Origin of the sequence: Bacillus sp. EU63 (assembly GCF_038592915.1) — a bacterium.
Taxonomy (GTDB): Bacteria; Bacillota; Bacilli; order Bacillales; family Bacillaceae; genus Bacillus; species Bacillus velezensis.
The window spans coordinates 520,815-545,235 of record NZ_CP151944.1; the positions used below are offsets into that span (position 1 = coordinate 520,815).

The following is a 24,421-nucleotide window of genomic DNA, read 5'->3' on the forward strand; positions in this document are numbered from 1 at the left end:
AGGACGGGTGGTAAGAATATGAAGATTGCACAGGCTGCAAAGCAGGTTGAGTTATCAGCCGCAACGCTTAGGTATTATGAAAGTATAGGACTGATTCCTCCGGTAAAACGCGATGAAAGCGGCATCCGCGATTATGACGAAGATGATGTGAATTGGATTCAATTTATAAAATGCATGAGAAGTGCCGGGCTGTCGATTGAGGCGCTGATTGAATATACCGCTTTATTTATTGAAGGAGCCGATCATACGATCGAACCCCGAAAAAACATCCTGATAAATGAAAGGAAAAGGCTGACGGAGAAACAGAGGGAAATTGATGAAACCATAAAACGATTAAACAGGAAGATTGAGGATTACGAAGATATCCTTGAAAATGAAGCGAAACTTAAAAACAGATTGAAAGCTGACTGTATTTCTGAATGAAGAGAAGGTGTCCCGGACGCGGGGCCGCATGAAATGTACCAAGGGAAACGAGCCTTGGTTTTTTTATTTTCTAAAGAGAGGAAACAAAACAGCTTTTTCTATCTTATCAATCATTACTTATCCTTTTTTCAGCTTGACTTTTTTACTGCAGACTTTTAAAGTGTGAAATGTTGCTTAGACTGTGATTAGCGACTTTAATGCTGAAAAGAGGTGGTTTACCCAGATGAACAATAAAAAGAACCCTTGGGCGTTATTGCCTTTAGTCTTATTCGTAGGGCTTTTTGTCGGCTCTGGTCTGGTGACCGGAGATTTTTATAAATTGCCGATCTTGATTGCCGCGATTATTGCGTCAGCTTTTGCGCTGTTATTTAACCGGAAGAAATCGCTCAATCAAAAAATAGAATGGTTCGCTTCCGGTGCGGGGCATCCTGATATTATCATTATGGTTATGATTTTTATATTGGCAGGTGCCTTTGCTTCAGCGGCTGAAGCGATGGGGGCGGTGCATTCAACTGTCAATCTTGCTTTGAGCGTTATTCCGCAGCAGTTTTTGCTGCCGGGGCTGTTTATCATTGCTTGTTTTATTTCTATATCGATGGGAACATCAATGGGCACGATTGCGGCGGTTGCGCCGATCAGCGCGGGTTTGAGCGGCGAGCTTGGCATCTCCGCCGCGATTCCGATTGCGGCTGTGGTCGGCGGAGCTATGTTCGGAGATAATCTTTCTTTTATTTCCGATACGACCATTGCGGCAGTCCGGACGCAAAAAACACAAATGAGGGATAAATTCAAAACGAACTTTCTGATTGTTTTGCCCGCTGCCATGGTAACTGTTATTATCTTATTTTTTATTCCGGCAGGACACGCCGTCCATACGGGAGCTGCATCTTACAGCTTGATTAAGGTGCTTCCTTATATCGCCGTGTTGGTTTTTGCGTTAATCGGTATTAATGTGATGGCTGTCATATTCGGCGGATTGATTTTGACGGGAATCATAGGGTTAGCGTGCGGCAGCCTGACGTTTGATTCTTATTTTAAGGCGATTACGGATGGAATTGCCGGAATGAGCGATCTGATCATCCTGTCCATGCTGATCGGAGGGATGGTCGGCGTGATGAAACAAAACGGCGGGATCGACTTTTTACTGGAGTTCATCACGAAACGAATCCGTTCGAAAAAAGGCGCCGAAGCCGGCATTGCCGGACTGGTCAGCGTGACGAATCTGGCTGCGGCCAATAATACGATCTCCATTATTGCAGCCGGGCCGATTGCAAAGAATATCGCTGATAAATTCAACATCGACAACAGAAAATCGGCAAGTATTCTGGATATCTTTTCGTGCATGATTCAAGGATTGATTCCTTACGGCGCGCAGCTGTTATCAGCCGGAAAATTCGGGAATATTTCACCAGTCAGCATCCTGCCATACTCTTTCTATCCCGTTTTCATCGGAATCTGCGGCATCGCCGCCATCATATTTGGACTGCCGAAATTCACAAGAAATACGAAATAAAAAAAGGCGCCGTTCGGCGCCTTTTTTCTTTCATGACAGCCAAGCATTTCTCAAAAGCTGTACGCCCTGTGTGATCTGATCCGTATCGAGATGGGCGAAACCCAGCTTTATGATCGGCGGTTCGGGTTTTTCGGCAACGAAATAATCGGCGGTAGGATATACCTTCACTCCGTACTGAAAAGCGCGTTTGATTAATGTTTCTTCTGTATAGTTCAGGTGAACTCTCACCAATATATACAATCCCGACTGCTCGCCGATGATCGTCACATGCTCGCCGAACTGCTGCTTTACATGTGAAATCAAGTGGTGCATTTTGCGCCTGTAAACAATACGCATGCGCTTAATATGGCGGGTCCATTCACCGGCCTTCATCAATTCAGCCATGGTCAGCTGGTTAAGCGAAGAAGCGGTGCTTTCGAAATGAATAAACCGTTTTTTATACCGGTGCAAAAGGCGTTGCGGCAAAACCATATAGCTTATGCGGATGCCAGGAAGAAAGGATTTTGAGAAATTCCCTAAATAAATCACCCGGTCTGATTGAATGGAAGCAAGAGCGGGAAACGGCTGCTGTGTATAACGGAATTCACTGTCATAATCATCCTCAAGAATATAACCCTCTCTATGATTCACCCAATTGATCAGAGTTTGGCGCTGCTGAATGGACATGCTTACGCCGTAAGGGCTGTGATGGGAAGGGGTCACATAGATTAATTTTTCTTTCATTGCATGTAATTGAGAAAAATCAGCTCCGTTTTCATAGACAGGCATCGTCTCCAGAGAAAGCCCATGAAATTGAAAAGCCGCTCTGGCACCGTCAAATCCCGGGTCTTCAACGATCATTCCCGAAAAATCCTCTTTCAGAATCCGGCTGAGATATATCAGCATCTGCTGGGTGCTGCTGCCGATGATAATGGAATCCGCATCTGTTTTCACTCCGCGGGATTCCAAGAGATAAGCGGCAATTTGTTCACGCAGGTCTCTCTCGCCGAACGGTTCACCGTACAGAAAGCTTTTCTCTGATGTCAAAACTTGATTGTATAATTTTCTCCATGTTTTCAGAGGAAAATGATTTTGATCGACGGCTCCGGCACGAAAATCAATCAGGATCGGCTGAGTTGATTCGGTTTTCTCAGCGTAAACAACATCATGTTCTTGTTGAAATAAAGAGGGTTCTATTTCATTAGCAAAATATCCTTTGCGTGTTTCTCCGCGAATGTATCCCTCCGCTAAAAGCAAATCATAGGCCATCAGCGTTGTATTACGGCTTACCCGCAGAGAATCTGCCAGCTCCCGAATTGAAGGCAGCCGCTCATCTGCCTGAATATTTCCCTGCTCAATCAATGTTTTAAATTGCTCATAAATTTGTTTGTATTTCGGGGTATCGCTTTCGAAAGCGAAAATCATATTTTTCATCAGATGTTCTCCTCTGACACGTATATTTATTCAAAACTGTACCTTTTTAAATGTCAGTTGATATCTTATTATAGCGGAAAGCGCTTTATCAATCCATGTTCAGAGAGGAGAGTTTTTATGTATATTCCCGCTCCATTTCAGCTGAGTGAAGCTGAAGCGTGCGATGTAATCAAAGAGTATGGTTTCGCAGCATTGTTTTCAACGGCGGAAGGCATGCCGTATGCAACCCACCTGCCATTGATGATGAGTAAGAATAACGAATGCTTATACGGTCATTTTGCATTGCCGAACCCCCAATGGAAAGAGATTGATGGCCAAAACGTGTTAGCCGTTTTTCAAGGGCCTCATTGTTATATCTCGCCTAAATGGTATGAGACGAATCAGGCTGTTCCCACATGGAATTATGTGGCGGTTCATGTTTACGGAGAGGCGGAGCTTTTGGATGAGGAAGAAACCGTGCAGTCGATGAGTGATCTCGTATTGAAATACGAAAGCCCCGACAGCCCGTACAAATTAGAGGATGTCGATGCGAAATTGCTGGCAGGCATGAACAAAGGGGTAAAAGGTTTTAAAATCAAAATCAGCAAAATAGAGGGGAAAGCAAAGCTGAGTCAAAATCATTCAGCCGCAAGACAAGGGCTGGTCGTACAACAGCTCAAACAGATTCCTCATACAAACGAACAGCTCATTTCCGGCTTGATGGAAGAAAACATCAAACGGATCACTGCGAACAACTGACAAGCATACTAAAAACATACCGGCAGCATGCGGTATGTTTTTTCAGGTTACGAAGCTTTTCTCAGGATGAATAACGACTCAAACAGCACATAAATCAACGGCGCCATTAAAATGAAGAAAGAATGAAAAATAGCATACGGTATGAGTAAGTAAACGATAAGTTTCAATAGAATGGAAGACGTTTTATTCAATGTCCAGCGGTTTTTCAAGATATCAGTCATACAAGCTAAAACAAGGCCGACCGTCAAATATCCGGCTGTGATGTAAAGATAAATAAAAAGGTAAAACGGGTAAGAAGACAACGGCGGTGTGTCTTCCTGTGTCATTTTTAAACCCACATAAAAGACCAATAAAAAGCAAACGGACGAAACGAGAGCTAACAAAAGGTGTTTATATAAATACTTCTTCATGTGCTCACCTGCCTATGGCGCAATTATTTCTTAACATATTATGACATGGTTTTACCGTTTCTGCTATGTGAGCGGGGCGTAAAGAATCAATATCATCTTTTCATGAATCCGGATTTTTTGTTCGGATGGATGTAAAGAAGAATACACCAAAAAAAGCTGTCAGCTTGGTCCTGACGGCTTATTTTTGGTGAAAGGCTTATTTCTCTGTGGTGAAATAAAGCAATGCTATGACCGGAAAAGCGATTCCAATCCATAATGTGATACTCCACCCGCCTGAGGCGTATGCCCATCCTCCGATTGATGATCCTATAGCACCGCGGAGAAAGAAGATTGCCATAAATAATCCGTTTAATCGGCTGCGAAATTCAGGTGCCAACGAAAAAATGGCACGCTGACTGAGTACGAGATTGGCAGATACCCCCATATCCAACAGGATAGCAGCGGCCACCAGAACTGCTATTCCGACGGGGGAGCTGCTCTGAATCATGAGCGGGAGTAATAAAGAAACGATGACAACACCGAGAGCGATTCCGGTGGCAAGCCGGGTCAAGCCGCGATCAGCCAGACGGCCGCCTATCGGTGCAGCCGCTGCACCCGCAATGCCCGCTAATGCATACAGCGCGATTGCCTTTTGAGAAAAATGAAAAGCAGGACCGGACAATAATAAAGGCACAGTCGTCCAGAATAAGCTGAAAGCGCCAAATACAAACGCATGATAAATGGCACGGCGGCGTAAGACCGGAGTCGTGCGCAGCAGCTTCCACATTGAACCGAGTAAGACGGTGTAGCTTGTGTTTGCTGTTGGTTTTCTGGCAGGAAGCACTTTTGATAAGATGATTGCCAGGACAACACTTAACGCGGCGGATAAAGCAAATATGGCATTCCACCCCCATATATCAGCGACCAGGCTGGATATCGGACGGGAAAGCATAATACCGAGCAGCAGGCCGCTCATCACATTGCCGACAACCCGGCCGCGTGCGGCATCTGGTGCAAGGTATGATGCGAACGGAACTAGCACTTGGGCCGCGATTGATCCCAGTCCGATGAAAAACGCAGCGGTTAAAAACAGTGTTCCATGCTTCACAAATGCTGTCAGTGTCAAAGCGGCTGCGCTTAGAAGGAGCGATACAACGACAAGTTTTTTGTTTTCGATAATGTCTCCCAAAGGGACGAGAAACAGTAAGCCGGCAACGTATCCGATTTGGGTCAGCGTGACAATCAGTCCGGCGCTGCTTGGAGAAAGTCCGATTGCCGCACTAATGAATCCTGCCAAGGGCTGTGCATAATAAAGATTAGCGACAATGATACCGCATGCCGTTGCGAGAAGAAGGGTTAAACCAGGTGAAATTCCCTGATCTGCTGTCTGTTTGTTTTCTTTAGCCATATGAATGAACTCCTTTTTAAGTGGTTTTTATGATGCTTGATAAATGATTTGCTGATTCATCTCCTTTACGCAGAGGCTTTTGGAGTCTGTGTTTCATCAAGATTTCCCTCAAGTTACTTTGTAAACTAAACGTTTAGTTTTATTATAAGCAAATGATATACTAAACGTTCAGTTTTGTAAATGGGTTTCTGTTTTCTTTTTTTATACAGGTTAAGTATACTGAACGTATCGTTTATAATTCGGGAAGGAATGATTCATGTGCAGAGTAAACGAGGACGGCCGCGCGATGAAGGAACACATAAGGCGATTCTTTCTGCAGCCTATGACCTACTGTTGGAAAATGGCTTTGACGCGGTGACAGTCGATAAAATTGCTGAGCGTGCCAAAGTGAGTAAGGCAACGATTTATAAATGGTGGTCAAACAAGGCTGCCGTTATCATGGACAGCTTTCTTTCGACCGCTACGGACAGACTGCCTGTGCCCGATACAGGATCAACAGTGCAAGATATATTGACCCACGCCACGAATTTAGCAAGGTTTTTGACGAGCCGGGAAGGAACCGTTATTAAGGAATTAATCGGTGCGGGGCAGCTGGATGCAAAATTGGCGGAAGAATATCGCACGCGATTTTTCCAGCCCCGCCGCCTCCAAGCGAAAGGCCTTCTGGAAAAGGGAATTCAAAAAGGTGAATTAAGAGAGAATCTTGATATTGACGTAAGCATCGATCTCATTTACGGACCGATTTTCTATCGCCTGTTGATCACAGGTGATGAGGTGAATGATTCCTATGTGCATGATCTGGTGATGAGTGCGTTTAAGGGAGTTCAGCCTGCCTGAAAAATACTCGGATCATGTGAAAGAGATGCAGACTTCTGCTGCCTATGGGCGGAATATAATGAAAGGCCGAACAAGTTCATTGTTCGGCCTTTTCTGATTGATTTGCGAACTGCCGGGCGGCCGCCACGCAAGCGATAACGCCGACGTTTACCGCCGCAAGTTCCCATCCTGCTTTTTCATGGAGAATCATGGCGGCCAGTAACAGCCCGAAGAAAGGCTGCAGAAGCTGCAGCTGTCCGACCGCGGCGATGCCTCCCTGGGCGAGTCCGCGATACCAGAATACGAAGCCGATCAACATGCTGAATATTGAGACATATGCAAGACTGAGCAGTGCGGGCGCGCCGATGTTTGACCATGAGTCCGGCATGAAGCAGAAAGACAGGATGAACATAAGGGGAAGCGATAAAACGAGAGCCCAAGAGATCACCTGCCAGTTGCCAAGCCGCCGGGAGAGGCGGGCGCCTTCGGCATAACCGAGACCGCACACGATAATCGAAGCGATCATGTACGTATCACCGAGCGGAGAGGATTCCCCTCCTTGCAGCAGAGCATATCCGGCTACGAGGATGCTGCCGGCAGCCGAGAAAATCCAAAAGACCGGCCTGGGCCGTTCGCCTCCTCGCAGTACGCCGAAGATCGCTGTCGCAAGCGGGAGAAGCCCGATGTAGACAATGGCATGAGCGGATGTGACATGCTGAAGCGCTAATGCTGTAAGCAGCGGGAAACCGATCACGACGCCGAGCGCTACTGTTAGTAGTGAAATGATGTCGCTTTTGGCAGGGCGTTTCTCCTGAAAAATGAGGAGCAGAGCGCCTGCCAATATACCGGCTATCGCGGCGCGGCATACGGTGAGAAATACCGGGTCAAAGTCCGCTACAGCCAAGCGGGTCGCGGGAAGCGAGCCGCTGAAAATGAGCACGCCGATAAATCCGTTAATCCAGCCGTTTGCGGCCTTATTCATTCCAATCACTCCAATATATATTTCTAAACCCATTTTCAAAGTTTATAATGACTATAAACTGAAATTGGCCATATACAAATGGCCAGTTTTTATAAAAAGAAGAATGCCAGTTTGGAGGGAGTAAAAATGGATATCACGCCATTTTTAAATAGAGATCTGGATATTCCGCTTTATCAGCAGCTTTATCGGCATTTTAAGGAAAATATGCATCAGGGCCGTATTCCTAAAGGACTGAAGCTTCCTTCAAAAAGGCTTTTGTCAAGTCAGCTTTCCATCAGTCAGACGACTGTGGAGCGTGCCTATGAACAGCTTGCCGCCGAAGGCTATATTGTCAGTAAGCCGAGAAGCGGATGGTTTGCCGATTATGACTCGGACGCCGTCTATGTGAAAAAGCCGGGTGCTTCGCCTGTTCAAACAAAGGCGAAGGAAGACCGCCAATGGATTGATTTTCACTACGGCACTGTGGATGCCGCTCATTTTCCTTTTTCGGCATGGCGCAAAAGCATGGTTGCAAGCTTAGATCAATATGGGCACGAGCTGTATCGGCCCGGGGATGATTTGGGCGAGCTTGAACTGAGAACGCTCATTTCAGAATACTTATATCAGTCGCGCGGCGTGAATTGCCGTCCTGAACAAGTGATAGTCGGCGCCGGGAACCCTGCTCTTTTGCAAATGCTGTGCAAAATATTTGAAGCAAATCTATCCATCGGATATGAAGATCCGGGTTTTCCGAGAGCGAGGGAGATTTTTAAAGCCAATCACATGAAGATCATTCCGATACCCGTCGATGATGAAGGAGTCTGTATCCGGAAGCTGAATGAAGAGCGGCCGCGTCTTGTATATGTCACGCCTTCTCATCAATTTACGTTAGGAACGATTATGCCGGTAAACAGAAGGATTCAGCTGCTGAAATGGGCGAAGGAACATCAATCGTTCATTATAGAAGATGATTATGACGGTGAATTCCGATACACCGGCCAGCCGATCCCATCATTGCAAGGGCTTGATCAGCATCACCGTGTTATTTATATGGGAACGTTTTCCCAATCTCTGCTTCCTTCGCTTCGCATCAGCTATATGATTCTTCCTTTGCCGCTTATCGAAAAAGGCAGGGAAATCGCTTCTTTATATAAGCAGACCGTCTCCTGCCACAGTCAGCTGACGCTGGCTCAATTTATCAAAAGCGGAGAGTGGCAGAAACATATTAACAGAATGAGAAAGCTGTACCGGAAAAAAAGAGCGGTATTATTAGAGGCCGTGCGGCGCGAGCTGGGACAATACGTCAGGATTCGCGGAGAAAATTCCGGGCTGCGGATTTTACTTGACGTTCAGCTGCCTTTCAGTGAAAAAGAGCTGATTGAAAAGGCGGAGGAACAAGGAGTCAAAATCTATCCCGTGTCTCTCACCTATCAAAAACAGCTCCCTGAAAAAACAGTTTCTCTCGGTTTCGCGGGGGTTTCTGAAACCAATATACAAGAAGGTATAAAAAAACTGAGAGCCGCCTGGGCGCTGTAAAAGGCAGCTCACAGTTTGAAATACTGAAGCTTGAGTCAGGGGTGCTGTCTCAGCAGCAAAACAATTTATAGGACGGGCAGGCGGAGCGCCGTATCAATATTTTGCAAATTGAGCCGGACTTGTTCATTTGTGTTCCACGGGTGATACCAGCCTTTTTCCATCATATAGCGTGAGATTTGCTCGTGCATGTCAAGGGCTTCTTCTAAGTGCCGGGTGAGGATCGCTTTCACTTCAGGCGTTCCGGCTTCCGTCGCCGCCATCGCATAGTTTCTGACACCGCTTTTTGCCGAATTCAATAAATCCATTGCGACAATTTGGTCTGTCAGTGCATTCATTCCCGTCAAGTATTCAATAATCGGATTCATTCGTGATTCATCTCCTCATTTCATGCTGTGCATCAGATAAAATCGAGGCAAATTCCTGCAATTGCCTTGTTGATGTATCCACATCCTGCTGCATGATTTCTTTCAGCTGCGGATCGGATACGAGCGCTTTCATGGTTTTGGATTTCGTCAGACAAAGTGACTTAAAAGAAGCCATCTCCTGAATTTCGAGTAATTCATGTAAGGCGCTGGCCATTTCTGTAGCCTCCGTTCTTTAAGGTTTGAGTACAACTTTAATACAATCATCTGTTTTCGTGTCAAACATCTCATAGCCGTGCTTCGCTTCACTGAGCGGAATGACATGGCTTACAACATCGCCCGGATCAATTTTGCCGGTTGACACCAATTCAAACATATACGGCATATAGTGGATGACCGGAGCTTGTCCTGATCGGATATTGACGTTCCGCTGCATGATATCGCCAAGGGGAAACCCGTTGTATCTGCCGCCGTACACACCCGTAATCTGGATCGTTCCGCCTTTTCGCACCGCTTGGGACGCGATGACCAATGCGCTCATCGCCCCGCCCTGAAGTTTTAATCCGCTGGCGAGGAACTCGAGATCCGTCATTTTTCCGTCCATGCCGACGGCGTCAATGACAACGTCGGCGCCGCCTTTGGTGATTTCCTTCAGGTAGCTGCCTGTATTTTCGTGGTCTTCGAAGTTCACGATTTCTACTTTATTCGTCCGTTTCGCATGCTGGAGACGGTAGTTGACATAGTCTACGGCTATTACGCGTTTCGCTCCCTTTAACCAGCAGAATTTTTGAGCGAAAAGGCCCACGGGCCCGCAGCCGAGAACGATAACTGTATCGCCTTCTTTTACGCCGGCATTGTCGACGCTCCAAAAGCCGGTTGTCATCGCATCGGAAATAACACTCAGTTTCTCATCCGGTTCTTCGCATGTTTCGGGAACTTTAAAGTGGGTAAAGTTCGCAAATGGAACGCGCAAATATTCGGCCTGGCCTCCCGGATAGCCGCCGGCATTTCCTGAATAGCCGAAATAAGCGCCTATATCGCCGTTCTCATTTGATTGATCACACTGGCTTTCCAGGTGATTCTTACAATAAACGCATTCTCCGCAGGCGATATTAAAAGGAATAATGACGCGGTCGCCTTTTTTGACTTTCGTCACGCCGGGACCGGTTTCTTCCACGATGCCCATCGGTTCATGGCCGATGATGTAGTCTTCCTGCAAATTCGGGATGAGTCCGTGGATTAAATGTAAATCTGATCCGCAAATTGCCGTACTTGTGACTTTTATAATCATGTCATCGTGTTTTTCAATCTTCGGATCAGGCACGTCTTTGACAACGACGTTTTTCACTCCTTGATACGTTACGGCCTTCATGCTGTAATACCTCCAGTGTTAGTGTTCATCAGGTGTGCGGTCAAACATCCCTTTTCTGTTTGTTTCAACGGGAAACAGGTTCATGCTTCCGACCATGAGGGTATTTTTTGCAGAGAGCTGATCCAATTTATACTGTTCGCTCAAATCATGCGGGTGAAACCACTTTTTGCTGACCATCAAGTCTGTTATCTCCTGATGCATCGCGATTCCCTGCATGAGCTGTTTGCGCAGCAAAGCTCTTACATCAGGTGAAGCGGTTTCTGTTAAAGCAACGGCGGTATTTCTGACGCCTTCTTTGGCGCGTATGAGAAAATCCATTGCGAATGTCATATCCGCAAGTTCAGGGACATGTAATGAATTGATCGGATCTAAATGGTCATGATTCAATGATGCTTACCTTCCTTTCAATTGATGATCGAAGTCGGCCGGTTTTGAGGAACGGGAGCCTGAAACGTTGCCCGTTCATAAACCGCCTGCAGATCAGCCAGGTCTTGAGAGGCTTGCTGAACGTCTTTTTCCATTAACGTTTTCAGATCCTGATCAAACACAAGCCCTTGCATGAGCTTGGATTTCGCTACACAAAGCGTCTTGAAGTTAATGATTTCATGTAAGTCCAGCGACTCGTGAGCCGCTAATTCACGCTTTTCCATAATCGTCTGAAACCTCCCTTTCTAAAAATACGTAATTAATTTCCCCTGAGAAAAGAGCTCTAGTCTTACAAATTTTGTTTATAAGAAAAAAGAGAGAAGAAATCTGACGGTACATCAAAAAAGAGGAAGCACAATCGCTTCCTCTTGTTCACATGGAACGGCTGTTGGTGTCCTGAACGTTTTTCTGATGCGCGGGCTGTTTTGCCGCGCGGGAGACGAGACCGCTGAAACCCGGGGAAGGTCATAAAAAAGATATGAACAAAAACAGCTTGCGAACAATCCCGCAGGCTGTTTTTTCTTTCACTCGTCATGCAGGGACAGAAGGGGAAGGTGAGAAGAAGGCATATATGGTATGATGACAAATAGAATAAAACCTCGTGAGGCCGGTCGGCTAAAAGGAAGTGGACAGAGATTGTTTGGTACAAAACATCAAGAAGACTACGTCTCCCGTGACAGACGCTCATTGCATATGCTTGCGCTTCGGGTGCCCGGTCTGGCGTTTATTTTAATGGTATATGCCGCATCAGTCTCTTTGCAGTACATTTATGAAAGCTGGACGGTTTTTTTGCAGCTGTTATTCACGATATTGATCGTCATTTTTACCGTGCTGCACTGGCATTCCCATCGCTGGGTGAAGAAAAAGACGTTTCTTTATTTCATCATACAGGGATTTATCATATATACATCGGCTAACTTGATGACCGGCGGCTATATCGCGCTGGTGATCGGTCTCTATGCCTTTTTAATTGGGCAGATTATCGGAATGTCGGATAAGGGAAAAACGCTGCTCATACTCTATCTTTTCATTTTAATGTCCATAACAGCCCTGCATCAGGAGCATCCGCATCATCTGCTGCGTTTCATCGTTATCGCCGCTCCCATCATGATCGTGATTATCACGTATGCGGCCACATTTTTCGCGCAAGTTGATGAAAAAATAAAAACACAGATGACGCTTGAAAAATTAGAGCTCGCTCACCGGCAAGTGAAACAGCTGACGCTTCAGAATGAAAGACAGCGGATGGCGAGAGATTTGCACGATACGCTTGCCCAAGGATTGGTCAGCTTGCACATGCAGCTTGAAGCGGTGCAAGTTCATCTTTCGAAAGATAACACTGACAGAGCGAAAGACATCATCAGCCAGTCAATGGAAAGAGTGAAGGGCACATTGGCTGATGCGCGCTTGGCCATTGACAACCTTCGCAGCAAATCAGAAGAGATCGGCTTCTTAAAAGAAAGCATCACTGAACAAATCAACCATTTTACAGAAGCCTCCGGGCTGTCTTGTTTTTTAGATTACAGCGTGCATCATGTGCTTGACGTTCATACGGCGGAGAATTGCCATTACATGATCGGAGAAGGCCTGACAAACGCCGCCAAGCATGCAGAAGCAAAAAATGTCTGGGTGTCCGTTCGGGAAGAAGAGAGACAGATCCGCATAACCGTCAAAGATGACGGGAAAGGCTTTGATGCCGGAACAGAAATGAGAAAAAGCGGACATTACGGGCTGCTTGGGATACAAGAACGCGTCAATATGATGAACGGCACTTTCCGTATAACAAGCGCCAGATCAGCGGGGACTCAAATTGAGATCATCATACCAATTCAGGGAGAGGCGGAACATGTATAAAGTGTTAATAGCAGATGACCATCTTGTCGTCAGAGAAGGTCTGAAGCTTTTGATAGAAACAAATGACCATTACACCATAACGGGAGAAGCGGAAAACGGGAAAACCGCCGTCCGCCTCGCAGAGGAACTAAAGCCCGATGTCATTCTCATGGATCTGTACATGCCGGAAATGAGCGGGCTGGAAGCCATTAAACAGATAAAAGAGCATTCTGATGTGCCGATCATTATTTTGACGACCTATAATGAAGATCATCTGATGATAGAAGGCATCGAATCAGGCGCGAACGGTTATCTGCTGAAGGACACAAGCTCAGAAACCTTATTTCATACGATGGATGCGGCGGTCAGGGGAGAAGTGCTTCTGCAGCCGGACATCTTGCGGCGTTTCCGGGAAATGAAAATGGAACGGGCAAATGCCAATGAAACACAGCTGACGGAAAAGGAAATCATAGTTCTGCAAGCCGTTGCGCAAGGACATAAAAGCAAAGCGATCGCCTTCGATTTAGGAATCTCAGAGCGGACGGTAAAAGCGAGATTAACATCGATTTATAACAAATTAGGCGCTGATTCGCGGACGGAAGCCGTCACCATTGCCATGCAAAAAGGCATTCTGAAACTGAATATATAATGAAAAACTGCCCAAACGTACATGCCCCTATGTACGTTTTTTTTATGTGAATGTGAACTACAATTAGGCAGAAAGTAATGATTGGAGAGGAGTATTCGATGTCTGGTTTTTTATATAAATTAGGGGGATGGTCTGCCCGCAATCGATTAAAAATGATCAGTGCGTGGCTCGTGATACTGATCGCTTCGATTGTGATCGCCATCTCGTTAAAACCTGCTTTTTCTGAGGATATGTCAATTCCCGACACACCTTCTGAAAAGGCGATGGATATGATTCAAAAAGAATTTTCAAAGGGTCCCGATAAAGGAAGCATACGGGTTATTTTCGGAGCTGAAGACGGGAAGAAATTGACGTCAAAACCGGAAAAACAAGCGATTGAAGAGACATTAAAGAAGATCAAAACAGATCATTCAGTCGCTTCGATTGCAAGTCCTTTTGAGATAGGAACCATTTCTAAAGACGGATCAGTGGCATATGCCGATATTACGTACAAAAAAGCGGCGGATGACATTACGGATGCGTCTGTTTCACATATTAAACACAGTCTGTCCGCCGCAGGAGACAAAGGTCTGCAGACGGAGCTCAGCGGCGATGTGCCGGGGGCCGGTGTTGAAATCGGCGGTGTATCTGAAATTGTCGGCGTTGTGCTGGCATTCGTCGTACTGGCTATTACGTTTGGTTCATTAGTCATAGCGGGGCTTCCGATTGTCACGGCCCTGATTGGGTTAGGCGTAAGCGTCGCGCTGACGTTAATCGGGACACAGTTCTTTACGATAGCCTCGGTCAGTCTCTCATTATCCGGAATGATCGGACTGGCCGTCGGGATTGATTATGCGCTGTTTATCTTTACGAAGCATCGTCAGTTTTTGGGCGAAGGTGTACAAAAAAATGAATCGATCGCGAAAGCCGCGGGAACGGCTGGCAGCGCCGTCGTTTTTGCGGGACTGACCGTGATCGTCGCGCTTTGCGGATTGACCGTTGTCGGCATTCCGTTCATGTCTGCCATGGGGTTGACTGCGGCACTCAGTGTGCTGATGGCTGTATCGGCTTCTGTTACGCTGGTGCCTGCGGTGTTGTCAATCGCAGGAAAACGGATGATTCCGAAATCAAACAAGAAGAAAGAAAAGAAAAGCGCCGACACGAATGCCTGGGGGCGCTTCGTTACAAAGAAGCCTATTCTGTTAAGCATTTTCAGCATTATTCTTTTAGCCGTCATCAGTCTGCCGGCCATGCATTTAGAGCTGGGGCTGCCTGATGCGGGAATGAAAGCGAAAGACAGCCCGGATCGCCGCGCCTATGATCTGTTGTCTAAAGGATTCGGCGAGGGTTTTAACGGCAAGCTGACAATTGTTGCCGATGCAAAAGGGGTCAAGGGGAACAAAAGTGAAGCTTTTCAAGACGCCGTGAACGAAATGAAGGACTTGCACAATGTGGCGAGCGTCACACCGGCCATGCCGAACGAAAAAGGGGACTATGCCATTATTACGGCAGTGCCTGAAACCGGGCCGAATGATAAGGCAACGAAAGAGTTAGTGCAGGATATACGGAAACGATCAGACAAAAACGGCATCCGCCTGCTCGTCACCGGTTCAACCGCGGTAAACATTGATATTTCAGACCGGTTAAACGATGCCATTCCGGAATTCGCCATTCTCATTGTCGGGTTTGCGTTTGTATTGCTGACCGTTGTTTTCCGCTCGCTTCTCGTGCCCCTTGCCGCCGTCGTCGGCTTTTTGCTGACGATGACCGCTACACTCGGCTTATCGGTATTCGTTCTGCAGGATGGGAATTTCACCGGCTTACTCAGCATTCCGGAAAAAGGCCCGATTCTCGCCTTCCTGCCTATTTTAGCGATCGGTATTCTTTTCGGACTGGCGATGGATTATCAAGTATTCCTTGTCAGCAGAATGAGAGAAGAATATGTCAAAACAAAAAATCCGGTACAAGCCATCCATGCCGGATTGAAACATAGCGGACCTGTCGTAACAGCGGCGGGACTGATCATGATTTTCGTCTTTGCGGGATTCATCTTTGCGGGAGAAGCTACGATCAAATCCATGGGCTTGGCAATGACCTTCGGTGTTCTTTTTGATGCGTTCATTGTAAGAATGACCATTATTCCGAGTGTCATGAAGCTGATGGGACATGCGGCCTGGTACTTGCCGAAGTGGCTGGATAAGATCATTCCGAATGTGGATATCGAAGGCCATAAGCTGACACAAGGCAAAACACCGGAGAAACCGGAAGAATAAAATGAAAAAGCAGATCGTTATGATCTGCTTTTTTTATGTGCTGACCGCATTCATGAAAAGAGAAAAAAGCTTTTTCATGTCTTCATGTTTTTTTGTCAGCATTTCAGGATGCCATTGCACACCGACGACAAATAATTCACCCGTCCGTTCAATCGCTTCAATGGCCCCGTCTTTCGCATAAGCCGCGGCTTTAAACGAAGGCGCCGTTTCTTTTATGATCTGGTGATGGAATGAATTCACCCGCGCTGAATCGCCAAACAAAGAATGGAGACGTGTCCCTTTTTCAAAGGAAACATGATGGGTTTTTAACGGCGGATCTTTTTCTTGATCGTGCTTGATTTCAGCAAATGAAGCGTGTGTCAGATCCTGATATAAAGTTCCCCCGTAAGTGACGTTTAACATATGCATCCCCCGGCAGATGGCCAGAATCGGCTTTTCTAAAGCAACCGCCGTGAGAATCAGCTCCTTCTCGTAGGCGTCCCGATCAGGAAAGGTCTTTCTTAAAGCCTGTAAAGGTTCTTCACCGTAAAACAGCGGGTCTATATCCTGACCGCCGGACAGAATGATCCCGTCAACATGAGAGACCTGTTCCTTTACAAGCGCCGTCTCTTGAATCACCGGCAGTATAAACGGCACACCGCCGGCCTCAGAAACAGACTGAATATAATCATTATTGACATATGCCCGATTATAACCCGGGAAAGGACCGGATTGATCAGCCATAATGTTTCCCGTAATTCCGATGCGTTTGGCCATTCTTTGCCCCCCTGAACCATGCTCATAATAAATCTGAACGTAGGTTGTACAAATCAGTTTGAAATTATTCTTCATGATACGTGAACTTTCAAAAAAAAAACCCGTGACAATCACGGGCTTTTACATTCATTTCAATTTCTTGATTTCTTCCGTCAGCTCTTTGAATTTTTGATCAAGCTCACGATATTGTTTATCAGCCGGAGTCATGAAGCTGAGTTTTCCGAGGACTTCCTGCCGTTCGGTTTCAAGCTTTAATCGCAGTTCTTCAGCATCGTCCCTGACGGAGGGAGATTCTTTCCATTGTTTTCGGACGCTGCCATTTGAGATATCAAGCCGGATGTCCGTCGTCTTTTCGAGAAAGTAGCGATCATGAGATACGATGATAAGCGTTCCGTCGTATCGGGCCAAAGTGTCTTCAAGCTGCTCGCGTGACGGCAGATCAAGGTGGTTTGTCGGCTCATCCAGAATCAGCACATCTTTCTCCTCTAAAATAAACGCCATCAGTTTGCATTTGACCCGCTCTCCCATGCTCATCTTGCCGATGGGTTCCGTCCATTGCGCTGCGGTAAATCCTAAATGCTTCATGAGGGATTGCACATTGCCCCTTGCTTCGAACGTTTCTTTGTAAAAAAGCTGTTCGGGGGTTTTATCAAGCGGAAGGTCGAATACTTCCTGGGTTAAATATCCGACATTTGCAGACGGAGATATCCATATGCCGCCCTGCGCTTTTTCCTGACCGAGGATGACCTTCAATAATGTTGTTTTCCCGCTGCCGTTCGGGCCTGTAATCGCGATCTTTTCACCGTGCATCACAGTGAAATTCACGTTTTTGAAAAGCGTTCGGCCGTCATATGACTTTGTGACATCCCTTACTTCTAAAAAACGCTTTCCCGCTTTTTTGCGGTGCTCAATGGAAAAACGGACTTCATACTCCGCTTCAACCGGTTCTGCTTTCACTTTTTCAAGCTCTTTTTCAAGACGCTTCTGCTTTGATTTAATCTGGGCGTCCGTGCGTTTTGCTTTTACACGATGGTATTCTTTAAAGCCTTCTATTTTCGTTGATTGGGCGTGGGCTTTTTTCGACCAGGCGCTCAGCTCGTTCATTTGAGCTTCAATCCGTCTGATCATATTTTGCTGATTCTCATATTCCCGCTGCTGTGTCAGCCTTCTCTGTTTGCGGACCTCCATATAGCTTGAATAATTCCCTTTATGTTCAATGAGTTTCTTTCCTTCGATGGCCCAGATTTTTGTCGCCGCTGCATCTATAAAAGCACGATCATGCGAAACGAAAATAATGGTGCCTTTGTAATTCTTGATCTGATTTAGCAGTATTTCTAAACTGTGCTGATCGAGGTGGTTCGTCGGCTCATCTAATAACAAAAGGCTGCTTGAGGAGGAGAAACCTTTGGCAAGACGGGCTTTCAGTTTTTCTCCGCCGCTCAATTGCGAAAAGGCGCGTGCGGGCACGTTCCACTTTTCTAACAAGGCTGCCTCCGCAGGCTCCGGATGGCCGGAATCATAAGCTTCCGTTTCTTGTTCCACCATATATATGTTCACATCTTGCATCATCTGAATCTGTCCTTGTGACGGCGCTTTTTGATTGCAGATCAATTGCAGCAATAACGATTTGCCGGCGCCGTTTTTACCGATAACGCCGATGATGTCACCTTGCTGAACGCTCGCGCTGATCTGTTCAAAAAGGGGAACGCTGTTGATTTCATAACTGATGCCGCTTATTTTTAACATTTCTTTCATATGTCAATCCCTCGCTTTAAAGGGAGGACAAAAAAATCCTCCCAATTGATTTGGAAGGATTAGCCGTACCTGTGCATGATCAAATAAGCTATTTTCACATAGCTTTCGTATCGTATAGAAAATGGGCAGACTAATCCTATTTTTTCTGATTTGAAATATTTGATTTCAAACGGTCAAAATAAGATTAGTTAATCATTGTCCACCCATCATCCCTTCGTATTTGTTACAAACAGTGTAGCACACACTTATCTGTAAAAGCAAAGGGTATAAGCCTTTTTATTCCAGATTGGAGACTTCCCACTCTTCTTCTAAAACGGCATAATAATATTCATCCCACCATTCATTATCATGGGGGATGCATTTTTTAAAAAATCCTTCCCGTCTCATCCCGATCTTTTCCATCACCCGGTGCGAAGCCGTGTTTTCCGGCTTACATGTCGCAATGATCCGGTGTAATTTCATCTTGTTAAAACCGAATGCCAGCACGGCGCGCGCCGCCTCTGAAGCATATCCTTTGCCCTGGTATTCCGGGTGAAACACCCAGCCGATTTCATACGTATGATCGCCAAAATACTGAAAAAAAACAATGTGGCCAATGACCGTTTCCTCATCCTTCAATAAAACGGGAAACTTCCCGGCATGTTCACCGCTGTTTTCAGTAACGAATTTCCTGGCATCATCTTCGGTAAAGACACCCTCTGGTATATATTTCATGACATTCGGATTTGATGTGTACGCATAGACATCCTGCCAATCTTCCGGTTCAAATGTGCGAATGACGAGCCTGTCAGTTTTGATATTCATTTTTTATGTTCCTCCATCAAAAAGATTTCATTTACTACTTCGATTGAAAGATGTAAAAACCTTTGAGCGGGGAAGAGCCGAATAAAAAAAGCCTGCAGCTATACACTGCAGGCGGTTATTTTTCATTTGCGGCGGCGGGCAGGTTTGTAAACCCGAATTGCCCTCCGACAGCTTCTTTTACTTCATGAATAACGATAAATGATTTCGGGTCAATTTTTTGAACATGTTTTTTGATTTTCAGCAATTCGTTCTTTTTAATGACGACATAGATAATGCGCTTGTCTTTGCTGCCATAATACCCGTATCCGTAAAAAATCGTCGCCGCGTTGCCGTACTCAGAGGTGATGGCTTTGGCGATTTCTTCGTATTGGTCAGACATAATGGTGAGGGCTTTTTTATTATGGAAACCCTCAATGACAATATCGACGATTTTGGCGCACAGATATACGAATATAAACGTATACAGCATGTGATTGATGCCGATCGCTAAAACGGATGCGAAAATGATGACACAATCCATATAAAACATGCTTTTGGAGATGTTAAAGCCCTTTGTGTAATTTAATAAATACGCCAAAAGCGTGGTTCCGCCGGTAGATCCGTCAGCAATAAAGATCAATGCCAGCCCCGCTCCCATCAGCAGAGCGCCGAATACAATCCCAAGCACCATGTCGTGCACGCCGAACGGAATAAAGCTGACGATGCTGAGAAAAACAGAAGTCATCCCCGTACCGAGTATCGTGTATAAAATCGTTTTTTTCGTTAAAAATTTATAAGCCAGCCCGATAAAAATCAAATTTACAACCAGAGTCGTAATACTTGCAGGTATATGGAAAAGATAATATAACACGAGAGCGATTCCCACGGTGCTGCCGTCCCCTAAATGATTCGGGATGACGAAAAATTCCACGGACGCCGCAATAAGAAAGGCTCCGGCCATAATCATCAGTATATCCTTGCAAATGTTCTTCATGTGCAAACCTCCTCTGCAGTCAAAAATATATAAAAAACAAAAACGCCTCAAAAATTATCCAGCAGAACTAAATAATTTTTAAGACGAATCATTCACAATCTCGTTTGTTCATTCAGTAAAGAATGATCAGCTTCAATATCGAAGATTATATAGACACCTTCACATCTTGTCAATGCCGTGAAAATTGATTTTTCTGCAGTGTATATGAGGTTTAAATCAAGTTAAAACGAGGAATTATATCAGAAGAGTTTTCATTTCTGCTCTATCAATAAGAGAAATGTAATGAAAGACAACGAAGAAGGGATGATGACATTGGAACGAATTTTTATCAGTCCGGCCAAATACGTGCAGGGAAAAAACGCCATTGAAACGATCGGCGGACATCTGGAGGGCATTGGTGAAAAAGCCGTCGTCATTGCGGACAAAACCGTATGGGATATCGCGGGCCACAAGGTGACGGCTGAATTAAAGAAAAGCAATATTTCTTCTGAAGAGGCGGTTTTCAACGGCGAAGCCTCCCAGGAAGAAATGAAAAGAATTGCCGGCATCGCAGAAAAAGCAGGCGCGACTATTGTCATCGGAGTCGGCGGCGGTAAAACGCTTGATACCGCCAAAGCCGTATCAGATGAAATAAACGGCTACACCGTTATCGTGCCGACGGCCGCTTCAACGGATGCTCCGACAAGCGGGCTGTCTGTCGTGTATTCTGAACAAGGCGCGTTCGAAAACTATCGTTTCTATCATAAGAATCCTGACCTGGTTCTGGTCGATACGAAAATCGTCGCGGAAGCTCCGCCGCGCTTTTTAGCATCAGGGATTGCCGATGCGATGGCGACGTGGATAGAGGCGCGCAGTGTCATCGCCAATGGCGGTAAAACGATGGCAGGCGGAATTCCTACCATCGCCGGAGAAGCTATCGCGGAAAAATGTGAAGCGGTGTTATTCAAATACGGACGTCTCGCTTATGAGTCTGTGAAAGCGAAAGCCGTTACGCCCGCATTGGAAGCGGTGGTTGAAGCCAATACACTTCTGAGCGGACTGGGATTTGAAAGCGGCGGCTTAGCTGCGGCACATGCCATTCATAACGGATTTACCGCGCTTGAAGGTGAAATCCATCACTTGACCCACGGTGAAAAAGTGGCATTCGGCACGCTCGTTCAATTGGCGCTGGAAAAACGTTCGCTTGAGGAAATTGAGCGGTATATCGCGTTTTATATCAGCTTGGGGCTGCCTGTCACACTTGAAGACATCAAATTGAAAGACGCATCTAAAGAGGACATTATGAAAGTGGCAGAAGCCGCGACGATTGAAGAAGAAACGATTCATGCCGCTTTTGACGTGACGGCTGACGACGTGGCGGATGCCATTATAGCGGCTGATCAATACGCAAAAGCTTTTAAAGAAAAACACGCGTAAAACCTTTTATGCGTGACCCGGAACCAAGGGCTGTTACAGCCCTTGGTTTTTTTGTGCCCTTTGAAAACTTTTAAAAATAAAGAAAAAATTATGATACAATATACAAATGTTTTGAGAGATTGACAAAGGAAAGGTGGGAACGATATGCTGCATAATCCGACCGGTAAGGAGCGGCTTGCGCTGGCTTTTCTTCTCGGAATGCTTGCGATACTGGGGCCGCTCAATATAGATATGTATCTGCCGAGTTTCCCTGAAATCGCTGAAGATTTAAGCGCCCGCGCATCGCTTGTCCAGCTCAGTTTAACCGCATGTCTGATCGGGCTGACAATCGGACAGGTTGTTGTCGGCCCGTTAAGTGACGCGAAGGGAAGAAGAAAACCGTTATTACTATGTATTTTTTTATTTGCGTTGTTTTCTCTGTTTTGCGCACTTGCACCGAACATTGCAACACTAGTGATTGCCCGTTTTCTTCAAGGGTTCACCGCTTCGGCAGGACTCGTTTTATCCCGTGCAATCGTCAGAGATGTGTTTACGGGAAGAGAGCTTTCTAAATTTTTCTCGCTGCTGATGGTCATTACCGCCGTCGCGCCGATGGTGGCGCCGATGACGGGAGGCGCGATTTTACTGCTTCCGTTTGCATCATGGCATACGATTTTTCTCTTTTTAACGTTTATCGGTTTTTTGCTTGTTCTCATCATTGCGCTCAAGCTGACAGAAACCCTGCCGCCGGAAAAGCGGATTCCGAGCTCCATCGGAAATTCCGTGCGGACAATGGGAAGCCTGCTGAAGGATCGGTCATTTATCGGCTATGCGCTGACGGTCGGTTTTATTCACGGCGGGAGCTTTGCGTATGTCTCCGGAACGCCTTTCGTGTATCAGGATATTTACGGAGTATCGCCTCAGGTATTCAGTGTTTTATTCGGCATAAACGGTCTGGCGATCATTACCGGAAGCTTTATCATCGGGCGTTTCGGCGGGATCATTCACGAAAAAAGCCTGCTGAGAATCGGCGTGATTACAGCGATGACGGCGACTGCCGTTCTGCTCGTCATGACGATCATTCACGGGCCGCTGGCGGCACTGGTGATTTCAATTTTTATTTATATGATTACGATCGGCATGACGCTGACAAGCACCTTTACATTGGCGATGGAAAAGCAGGGACACCGCGCGGGAAGCGCAAGCGCACTGCTCGGCATGCTTCCGCTTCTTCTCGGTTCCATCGTGTCGCCGCTTGTGGGGATGAATGAAGCGACGGCCGTGCCGATGGGGGCAATTATGTTCACGACATCCGTTATCGGTTCCATCGCTTTTTTCGCCTTAACAACAAAACCGGAGAAAGCAAAAAAGGAGTGAAATGATTCACTCCTTTTTTTGATGCCCGCTATTCATATTTCTTCAGCACGATCGCCGAATTATGCCCGCCAAAGCCGAATGAGTTGGAAAGGCCTATCGTTAACGATTGCTGGCGGGGCCCGTCTGCTACATAGTCCAAATCACATGCCGAATCAGGGTGCTGCAGATTGATCGTCGGCGGAATGATGCCGTGTCTCAGGCTTTCTGTCAGAGCGATGGCTTCAACGCCGCCTGCCGCGCCAAGCATGTGGCCGAGCATTGATTTGTTGGCCGTAACCGGAATGTCATAGGCAAGCTCCCCGAATAATGTCTTGATGGCCAATGTTTCAGAAAGATCTCCGGCTTTTGTGCTTGTCGCATGGCCGCTTACGACATCAATGTCTTCCGCTGAAACGTTCGCCTTTTTCAAAGCGTTTTTCATCGCCAGGTATGCGCCCGTTCCTTCCGGATGGGAGGCTACCATATGATAGGCGTCAGAGCTTGCGCCGTAGCCGAGCACCTCACAAAGGATCGGGGCATTTCTGCCGATTGCGCTATCCAATGATTCCAATACTAAGATGCCCGCGCCTTCACTCATGACAAACCCATCGCGATCCGCGTCAAACGGCCGGCTTGCCGCGGCGGGGTCTTCGTTTCTCGCTGACAGCGCGTGGGCATTGCCGAAGCTGGCTAATGACAAATTCGTAATCGCCGCTTCCGCTCCCCCGGCAAACATGATATCTGCGTCATCATTCCGAATGGCGTTGAATGCTTCCCCGATCGACGTATTGCCGATGGAACACGCGGTGACGGGAGAAAGTGAGGGGCCGAGCGCGCCTAATCTGATGCTGATTTGAGCGGCGGCCGCGTTTGAGATCATCATGGGGACAAGGCTCGGGCTCACTTTTCGCGCTCCCCGTTCATTTAAAGTATGAACGTTATCAATCAAAGTCGTGATGCCGCCGATTCCCGAACCGACGTACACGCCGAGGCGTTCACGGTCAATCTGATCGAGCTGAATCCCGGAGCTTTCAAGCGCCTGTTCCGCTGCCGCTAAAGCAAACTGGCTGAAACGGTCAAGCCGTCTCGCTTCTTTTCTGCCCCATCTTTCTTCTGCGTCAAAATCACGGACGGTACCGGCTATTTTTGTCTTTGAACCGGAGACATCAAACGAATCGATGAAAGAGATTTCCGATTTTCCTTCCGTCAGGTGTTTCCAAAATGTATGCACATCATTGCCGAGAGGTGAAATCACTCCCATTCCGGTGATCACAACTCTTTTCATGGTCAT

24 protein-coding genes are annotated in these 24,421 nt (G+C 46.4%); 10 read left to right on the top strand and 14 right to left on the bottom strand.

Features of this window, described 5'->3' with window-relative positions:
• Positions 1 to 18: 18 nt before the first annotated feature.
• Together NYE38_RS02705 and NYE38_RS02710 are read left to right on the top strand one after the other, a co-directional pair.
• Positions 19 to 423, top strand: coding sequence for a MerR family transcriptional regulator (locus NYE38_RS02705; protein WP_123117625.1), 405 nt, complete (start codon positions 19 to 21; stop codon positions 421 to 423).
• A gap of 223 nt (positions 424 to 646) precedes the next feature.
• Positions 647 to 1,936, top strand: coding sequence for a Na+/H+ antiporter NhaC family protein (locus NYE38_RS02710; protein WP_104843117.1), 1,290 nt, complete (start codon positions 647 to 649; stop codon positions 1,934 to 1,936).
• A 30-nt stretch (positions 1,937 to 1,966) separates the two neighbouring features.
• Here the strand turns inward: NYE38_RS02710 and NYE38_RS02715 are convergent, their stop codons facing one another.
• Positions 1,967 to 3,349 carry a PLP-dependent aminotransferase family protein gene (locus NYE38_RS02715; protein ID WP_257989092.1) on the bottom strand — a complete coding sequence of 461 codons (1,383 nt, stop codon included), beginning with the start codon at positions 3,347 to 3,349 and terminating at the stop codon, positions 1,967 to 1,969.
• Between the two features lie 117 nt (positions 3,350 to 3,466).
• Here NYE38_RS02715 and NYE38_RS02720 point away from each other — a divergent pair, with 117 nt between their 5' ends.
• Entirely contained in the window at positions 3,467 to 4,087 is a 621-nt protein-coding gene (locus NYE38_RS02720) for an FMN-binding negative transcriptional regulator (RefSeq protein ID WP_021495040.1), read from the top strand.
• 47 nt (positions 4,088 to 4,134) lie between these two features.
• On the opposite strand, the gene NYE38_RS02725 is transcribed toward NYE38_RS02720, so the two are convergent.
• Entirely contained in the window at positions 4,135 to 4,497 is a 363-nt protein-coding gene (locus NYE38_RS02725; protein WP_022552664.1) for a hypothetical protein, read from the bottom strand.
• A gap of 196 nt (positions 4,498 to 4,693) precedes the next feature.
• Positions 4,694 to 5,884: an MFS transporter gene (locus NYE38_RS02730; protein ID WP_063636955.1), complete on the bottom strand. Its 1,191-nt coding sequence runs from the start codon at positions 5,882 to 5,884 to the stop codon at positions 4,694 to 4,696.
• Between the two features lie 258 nt (positions 5,885 to 6,142).
• Here NYE38_RS02730 and NYE38_RS02735 point away from each other — a divergent pair, with 258 nt between their 5' ends.
• Positions 6,143 to 6,721 carry a TetR/AcrR family transcriptional regulator gene (locus NYE38_RS02735; RefSeq protein ID WP_021495037.1) on the top strand — a complete coding sequence of 193 codons (579 nt, stop codon included), beginning with the start codon at positions 6,143 to 6,145 and terminating at the stop codon, positions 6,719 to 6,721.
• A gap of 76 nt (positions 6,722 to 6,797) precedes the next feature.
• Here the strand turns inward: NYE38_RS02735 and NYE38_RS02740 are convergent, their stop codons facing one another.
• Complete coding sequence (locus NYE38_RS02740) at positions 6,798 to 7,682, bottom strand: DMT family transporter (RefSeq protein WP_063636953.1); 885 nt, start codon at positions 7,680 to 7,682, stop codon at positions 6,798 to 6,800.
• A 126-nt stretch (positions 7,683 to 7,808) separates the two neighbouring features.
• Here NYE38_RS02740 and NYE38_RS02745 point away from each other — a divergent pair, with 126 nt between their 5' ends.
• Entirely contained in the window at positions 7,809 to 9,197 is a 1,389-nt protein-coding gene (locus NYE38_RS02745) for a PLP-dependent aminotransferase family protein (protein WP_063636952.1), read from the top strand.
• A gap of 65 nt (positions 9,198 to 9,262) precedes the next feature.
• Here the strand turns inward: NYE38_RS02745 and NYE38_RS02750 are convergent, their stop codons facing one another.
• The 5 genes from NYE38_RS02750 to NYE38_RS02770 are packed head-to-tail and all read right to left on the bottom strand — an operon-like array spanning position 9,263 to position 11,581.
• Complete coding sequence (locus NYE38_RS02750; protein WP_014417026.1) at positions 9,263 to 9,562, bottom strand: spore coat protein; 300 nt, start codon at positions 9,560 to 9,562, stop codon at positions 9,263 to 9,265.
• 7 nt (positions 9,563 to 9,569) lie between these two features.
• A complete protein-coding gene (locus tag NYE38_RS02755) occupies positions 9,570 to 9,776 on the bottom strand; it encodes a hypothetical protein (protein WP_014417027.1) in 207 nt (68 codons plus the stop codon).
• An 18-nt stretch (positions 9,777 to 9,794) separates the two neighbouring features.
• Positions 9,795 to 10,931 (bottom strand): zinc-dependent alcohol dehydrogenase, encoded by a 1,137-nt coding sequence (locus NYE38_RS02760; protein ID WP_014417028.1) that lies wholly within the window; start codon positions 10,929 to 10,931, stop codon positions 9,795 to 9,797.
• A gap of 18 nt (positions 10,932 to 10,949) precedes the next feature.
• A complete protein-coding gene (locus tag NYE38_RS02765; RefSeq protein ID WP_014417029.1) occupies positions 10,950 to 11,318 on the bottom strand; it encodes a spore coat protein in 369 nt (122 codons plus the stop codon).
• A gap of 17 nt (positions 11,319 to 11,335) precedes the next feature.
• Positions 11,336 to 11,581, bottom strand: coding sequence for a hypothetical protein (locus NYE38_RS02770; RefSeq protein ID WP_007409324.1), 246 nt, complete (start codon positions 11,579 to 11,581; stop codon positions 11,336 to 11,338).
• Positions 11,582 to 11,993: 412 nt separating this feature from the next.
• Between NYE38_RS02770 and NYE38_RS02775 the strand changes: the two genes are divergently transcribed.
• The 3 genes from NYE38_RS02775 to NYE38_RS02785 all read left to right on the top strand — a co-directional run bounded on the left by NYE38_RS02775 (position 11,994) and on the right by NYE38_RS02785 (position 16,091).
• Positions 11,994 to 13,211: a sensor histidine kinase gene (locus NYE38_RS02775; protein ID WP_025650280.1), complete on the top strand. Its 1,218-nt coding sequence runs from the start codon at positions 11,994 to 11,996 to the stop codon at positions 13,209 to 13,211.
• The gene (locus NYE38_RS02780; protein ID WP_014417035.1) at positions 13,204 to 13,839 is read left to right on the top strand and encodes a response regulator transcription factor; all 636 of its coding nucleotides are present in this window, start codon (positions 13,204 to 13,206) and stop codon (positions 13,837 to 13,839) included. Before NYE38_RS02775 ends, NYE38_RS02780 begins: the two co-directional genes overlap by 8 nt.
• 98 nt (positions 13,840 to 13,937) lie before the next feature.
• Complete coding sequence (locus NYE38_RS02785; RefSeq protein WP_025650281.1) at positions 13,938 to 16,091, top strand: MMPL family transporter; 2,154 nt, start codon at positions 13,938 to 13,940, stop codon at positions 16,089 to 16,091.
• A 33-nt stretch (positions 16,092 to 16,124) separates the two neighbouring features.
• On the opposite strand, the gene NYE38_RS02790 is transcribed toward NYE38_RS02785, so the two are convergent.
• From NYE38_RS02790 to NYE38_RS02805, 4 genes are all read right to left on the bottom strand, one after another.
• Entirely contained in the window at positions 16,125 to 16,847 is a 723-nt protein-coding gene (locus tag NYE38_RS02790) for a gamma-glutamyl-gamma-aminobutyrate hydrolase family protein (protein WP_104843124.1), read from the bottom strand.
• 126 nt (positions 16,848 to 16,973) lie between these two features.
• On the bottom strand, positions 16,974 to 18,602 hold the full coding sequence (abc-f, locus tag NYE38_RS02795) for an ABC-F type ribosomal protection protein (RefSeq protein ID WP_014417038.1): 1,629 nt from the start codon (positions 18,600 to 18,602) through the stop codon (positions 16,974 to 16,976).
• A gap of 276 nt (positions 18,603 to 18,878) precedes the next feature.
• On the bottom strand, positions 18,879 to 19,406 hold the full coding sequence (locus NYE38_RS02800) for a GNAT family protein (protein WP_340801246.1): 528 nt from the start codon (positions 19,404 to 19,406) through the stop codon (positions 18,879 to 18,881).
• Positions 19,407 to 19,521: 115 nt separating this feature from the next.
• Positions 19,522 to 20,379 carry a YitT family protein gene (locus NYE38_RS02805; RefSeq protein ID WP_003156057.1) on the bottom strand — a complete coding sequence of 286 codons (858 nt, stop codon included), beginning with the start codon at positions 20,377 to 20,379 and terminating at the stop codon, positions 19,522 to 19,524.
• Between the two features lie 282 nt (positions 20,380 to 20,661).
• Between NYE38_RS02805 and NYE38_RS02810 the strand changes: the two genes are divergently transcribed.
• On the top strand, positions 20,662 to 21,795 hold the full coding sequence (locus NYE38_RS02810; protein WP_065180736.1) for a glycerol dehydrogenase: 1,134 nt from the start codon (positions 20,662 to 20,664) through the stop codon (positions 21,793 to 21,795).
• Between the two features lie 144 nt (positions 21,796 to 21,939).
• Positions 21,940 to 23,151: a Bcr/CflA family efflux MFS transporter gene (locus NYE38_RS02815; RefSeq protein ID WP_017419177.1), complete on the top strand. Its 1,212-nt coding sequence runs from the start codon at positions 21,940 to 21,942 to the stop codon at positions 23,149 to 23,151.
• A gap of 28 nt (positions 23,152 to 23,179) precedes the next feature.
• On the opposite strand, the gene fabF is transcribed toward NYE38_RS02815, so the two are convergent.
• The gene (gene fabF / locus NYE38_RS02820) at positions 23,180 to 24,415 is read right to left on the bottom strand and encodes a beta-ketoacyl-ACP synthase II (protein WP_065180737.1); all 1,236 of its coding nucleotides are present in this window, start codon (positions 24,413 to 24,415) and stop codon (positions 23,180 to 23,182) included.
• Between the last annotated feature and the right edge of the window lie 6 nt (positions 24,416 to 24,421).

Coding starts and splice junctions, on each gene's coding strand:
- NYE38_RS02705 (WP_123117625.1), top strand. CDS start 19: ATGAAGATTGCACAGGCTGCAAAGCAGGTTGAGTTATCAGCCGCAACG.
- NYE38_RS02710 (WP_104843117.1), top strand. CDS start 647: ATGAACAATAAAAAGAACCCTTGGGCGTTATTGCCTTTAGTCTTATTC.
- NYE38_RS02715 (WP_257989092.1), bottom strand. CDS start 3,349: ATGAAAAATATGATTTTCGCTTTCGAAAGCGATACCCCGAAATACAAA.
- NYE38_RS02720 (WP_021495040.1), top strand. CDS start 3,467: ATGTATATTCCCGCTCCATTTCAGCTGAGTGAAGCTGAAGCGTGCGAT.
- NYE38_RS02725 (WP_022552664.1), bottom strand. CDS start 4,497: ATGAAGAAGTATTTATATAAACACCTTTTGTTAGCTCTCGTTTCGTCC.
- NYE38_RS02730 (WP_063636955.1), bottom strand. CDS start 5,884: ATGGCTAAAGAAAACAAACAGACAGCAGATCAGGGAATTTCACCTGGT.
- NYE38_RS02740 (WP_063636953.1), bottom strand. CDS start 7,682: ATGAATAAGGCCGCAAACGGCTGGATTAACGGATTTATCGGCGTGCTC.
- NYE38_RS02745 (WP_063636952.1), top strand. CDS start 7,809: ATGGATATCACGCCATTTTTAAATAGAGATCTGGATATTCCGCTTTAT.
- NYE38_RS02750 (WP_014417026.1), bottom strand. CDS start 9,562: ATGAATCCGATTATTGAATACTTGACGGGAATGAATGCACTGACAGAC.
- NYE38_RS02755 (WP_014417027.1), bottom strand. CDS start 9,776: ATGGCCAGCGCCTTACATGAATTACTCGAAATTCAGGAGATGGCTTCT.
- NYE38_RS02760 (WP_014417028.1), bottom strand. CDS start 10,931: ATGAAGGCCGTAACGTATCAAGGAGTGAAAAACGTCGTTGTCAAAGAC.
- NYE38_RS02770 (WP_007409324.1), bottom strand. CDS start 11,581: ATGGAAAAGCGTGAATTAGCGGCTCACGAGTCGCTGGACTTACATGAA.
- NYE38_RS02780 (WP_014417035.1), top strand. CDS start 13,204: ATGTATAAAGTGTTAATAGCAGATGACCATCTTGTCGTCAGAGAAGGT.
- NYE38_RS02785 (WP_025650281.1), top strand. CDS start 13,938: ATGTCTGGTTTTTTATATAAATTAGGGGGATGGTCTGCCCGCAATCGA.
- NYE38_RS02790 (WP_104843124.1), bottom strand. CDS start 16,847: ATGGCCAAACGCATCGGAATTACGGGAAACATTATGGCTGATCAATCC.
- abc-f (WP_014417038.1), bottom strand. CDS start 18,602: ATGAAAGAAATGTTAAAAATAAGCGGCATCAGTTATGAAATCAACAGC.
- NYE38_RS02800 (WP_340801246.1), bottom strand. CDS start 19,406: ATGAATATCAAAACTGACAGGCTCGTCATTCGCACATTTGAACCGGAA.
- NYE38_RS02805 (WP_003156057.1), bottom strand. CDS start 20,379: ATGAAGAACATTTGCAAGGATATACTGATGATTATGGCCGGAGCCTTT.
- NYE38_RS02810 (WP_065180736.1), top strand. CDS start 20,662: ATGAAAGACAACGAAGAAGGGATGATGACATTGGAACGAATTTTTATC.
- NYE38_RS02815 (WP_017419177.1), top strand. CDS start 21,940: ATGCTGCATAATCCGACCGGTAAGGAGCGGCTTGCGCTGGCTTTTCTT.
- fabF (WP_065180737.1), bottom strand. CDS start 24,415: ATGAAAAGAGTTGTGATCACCGGAATGGGAGTGATTTCACCTCTCGGC.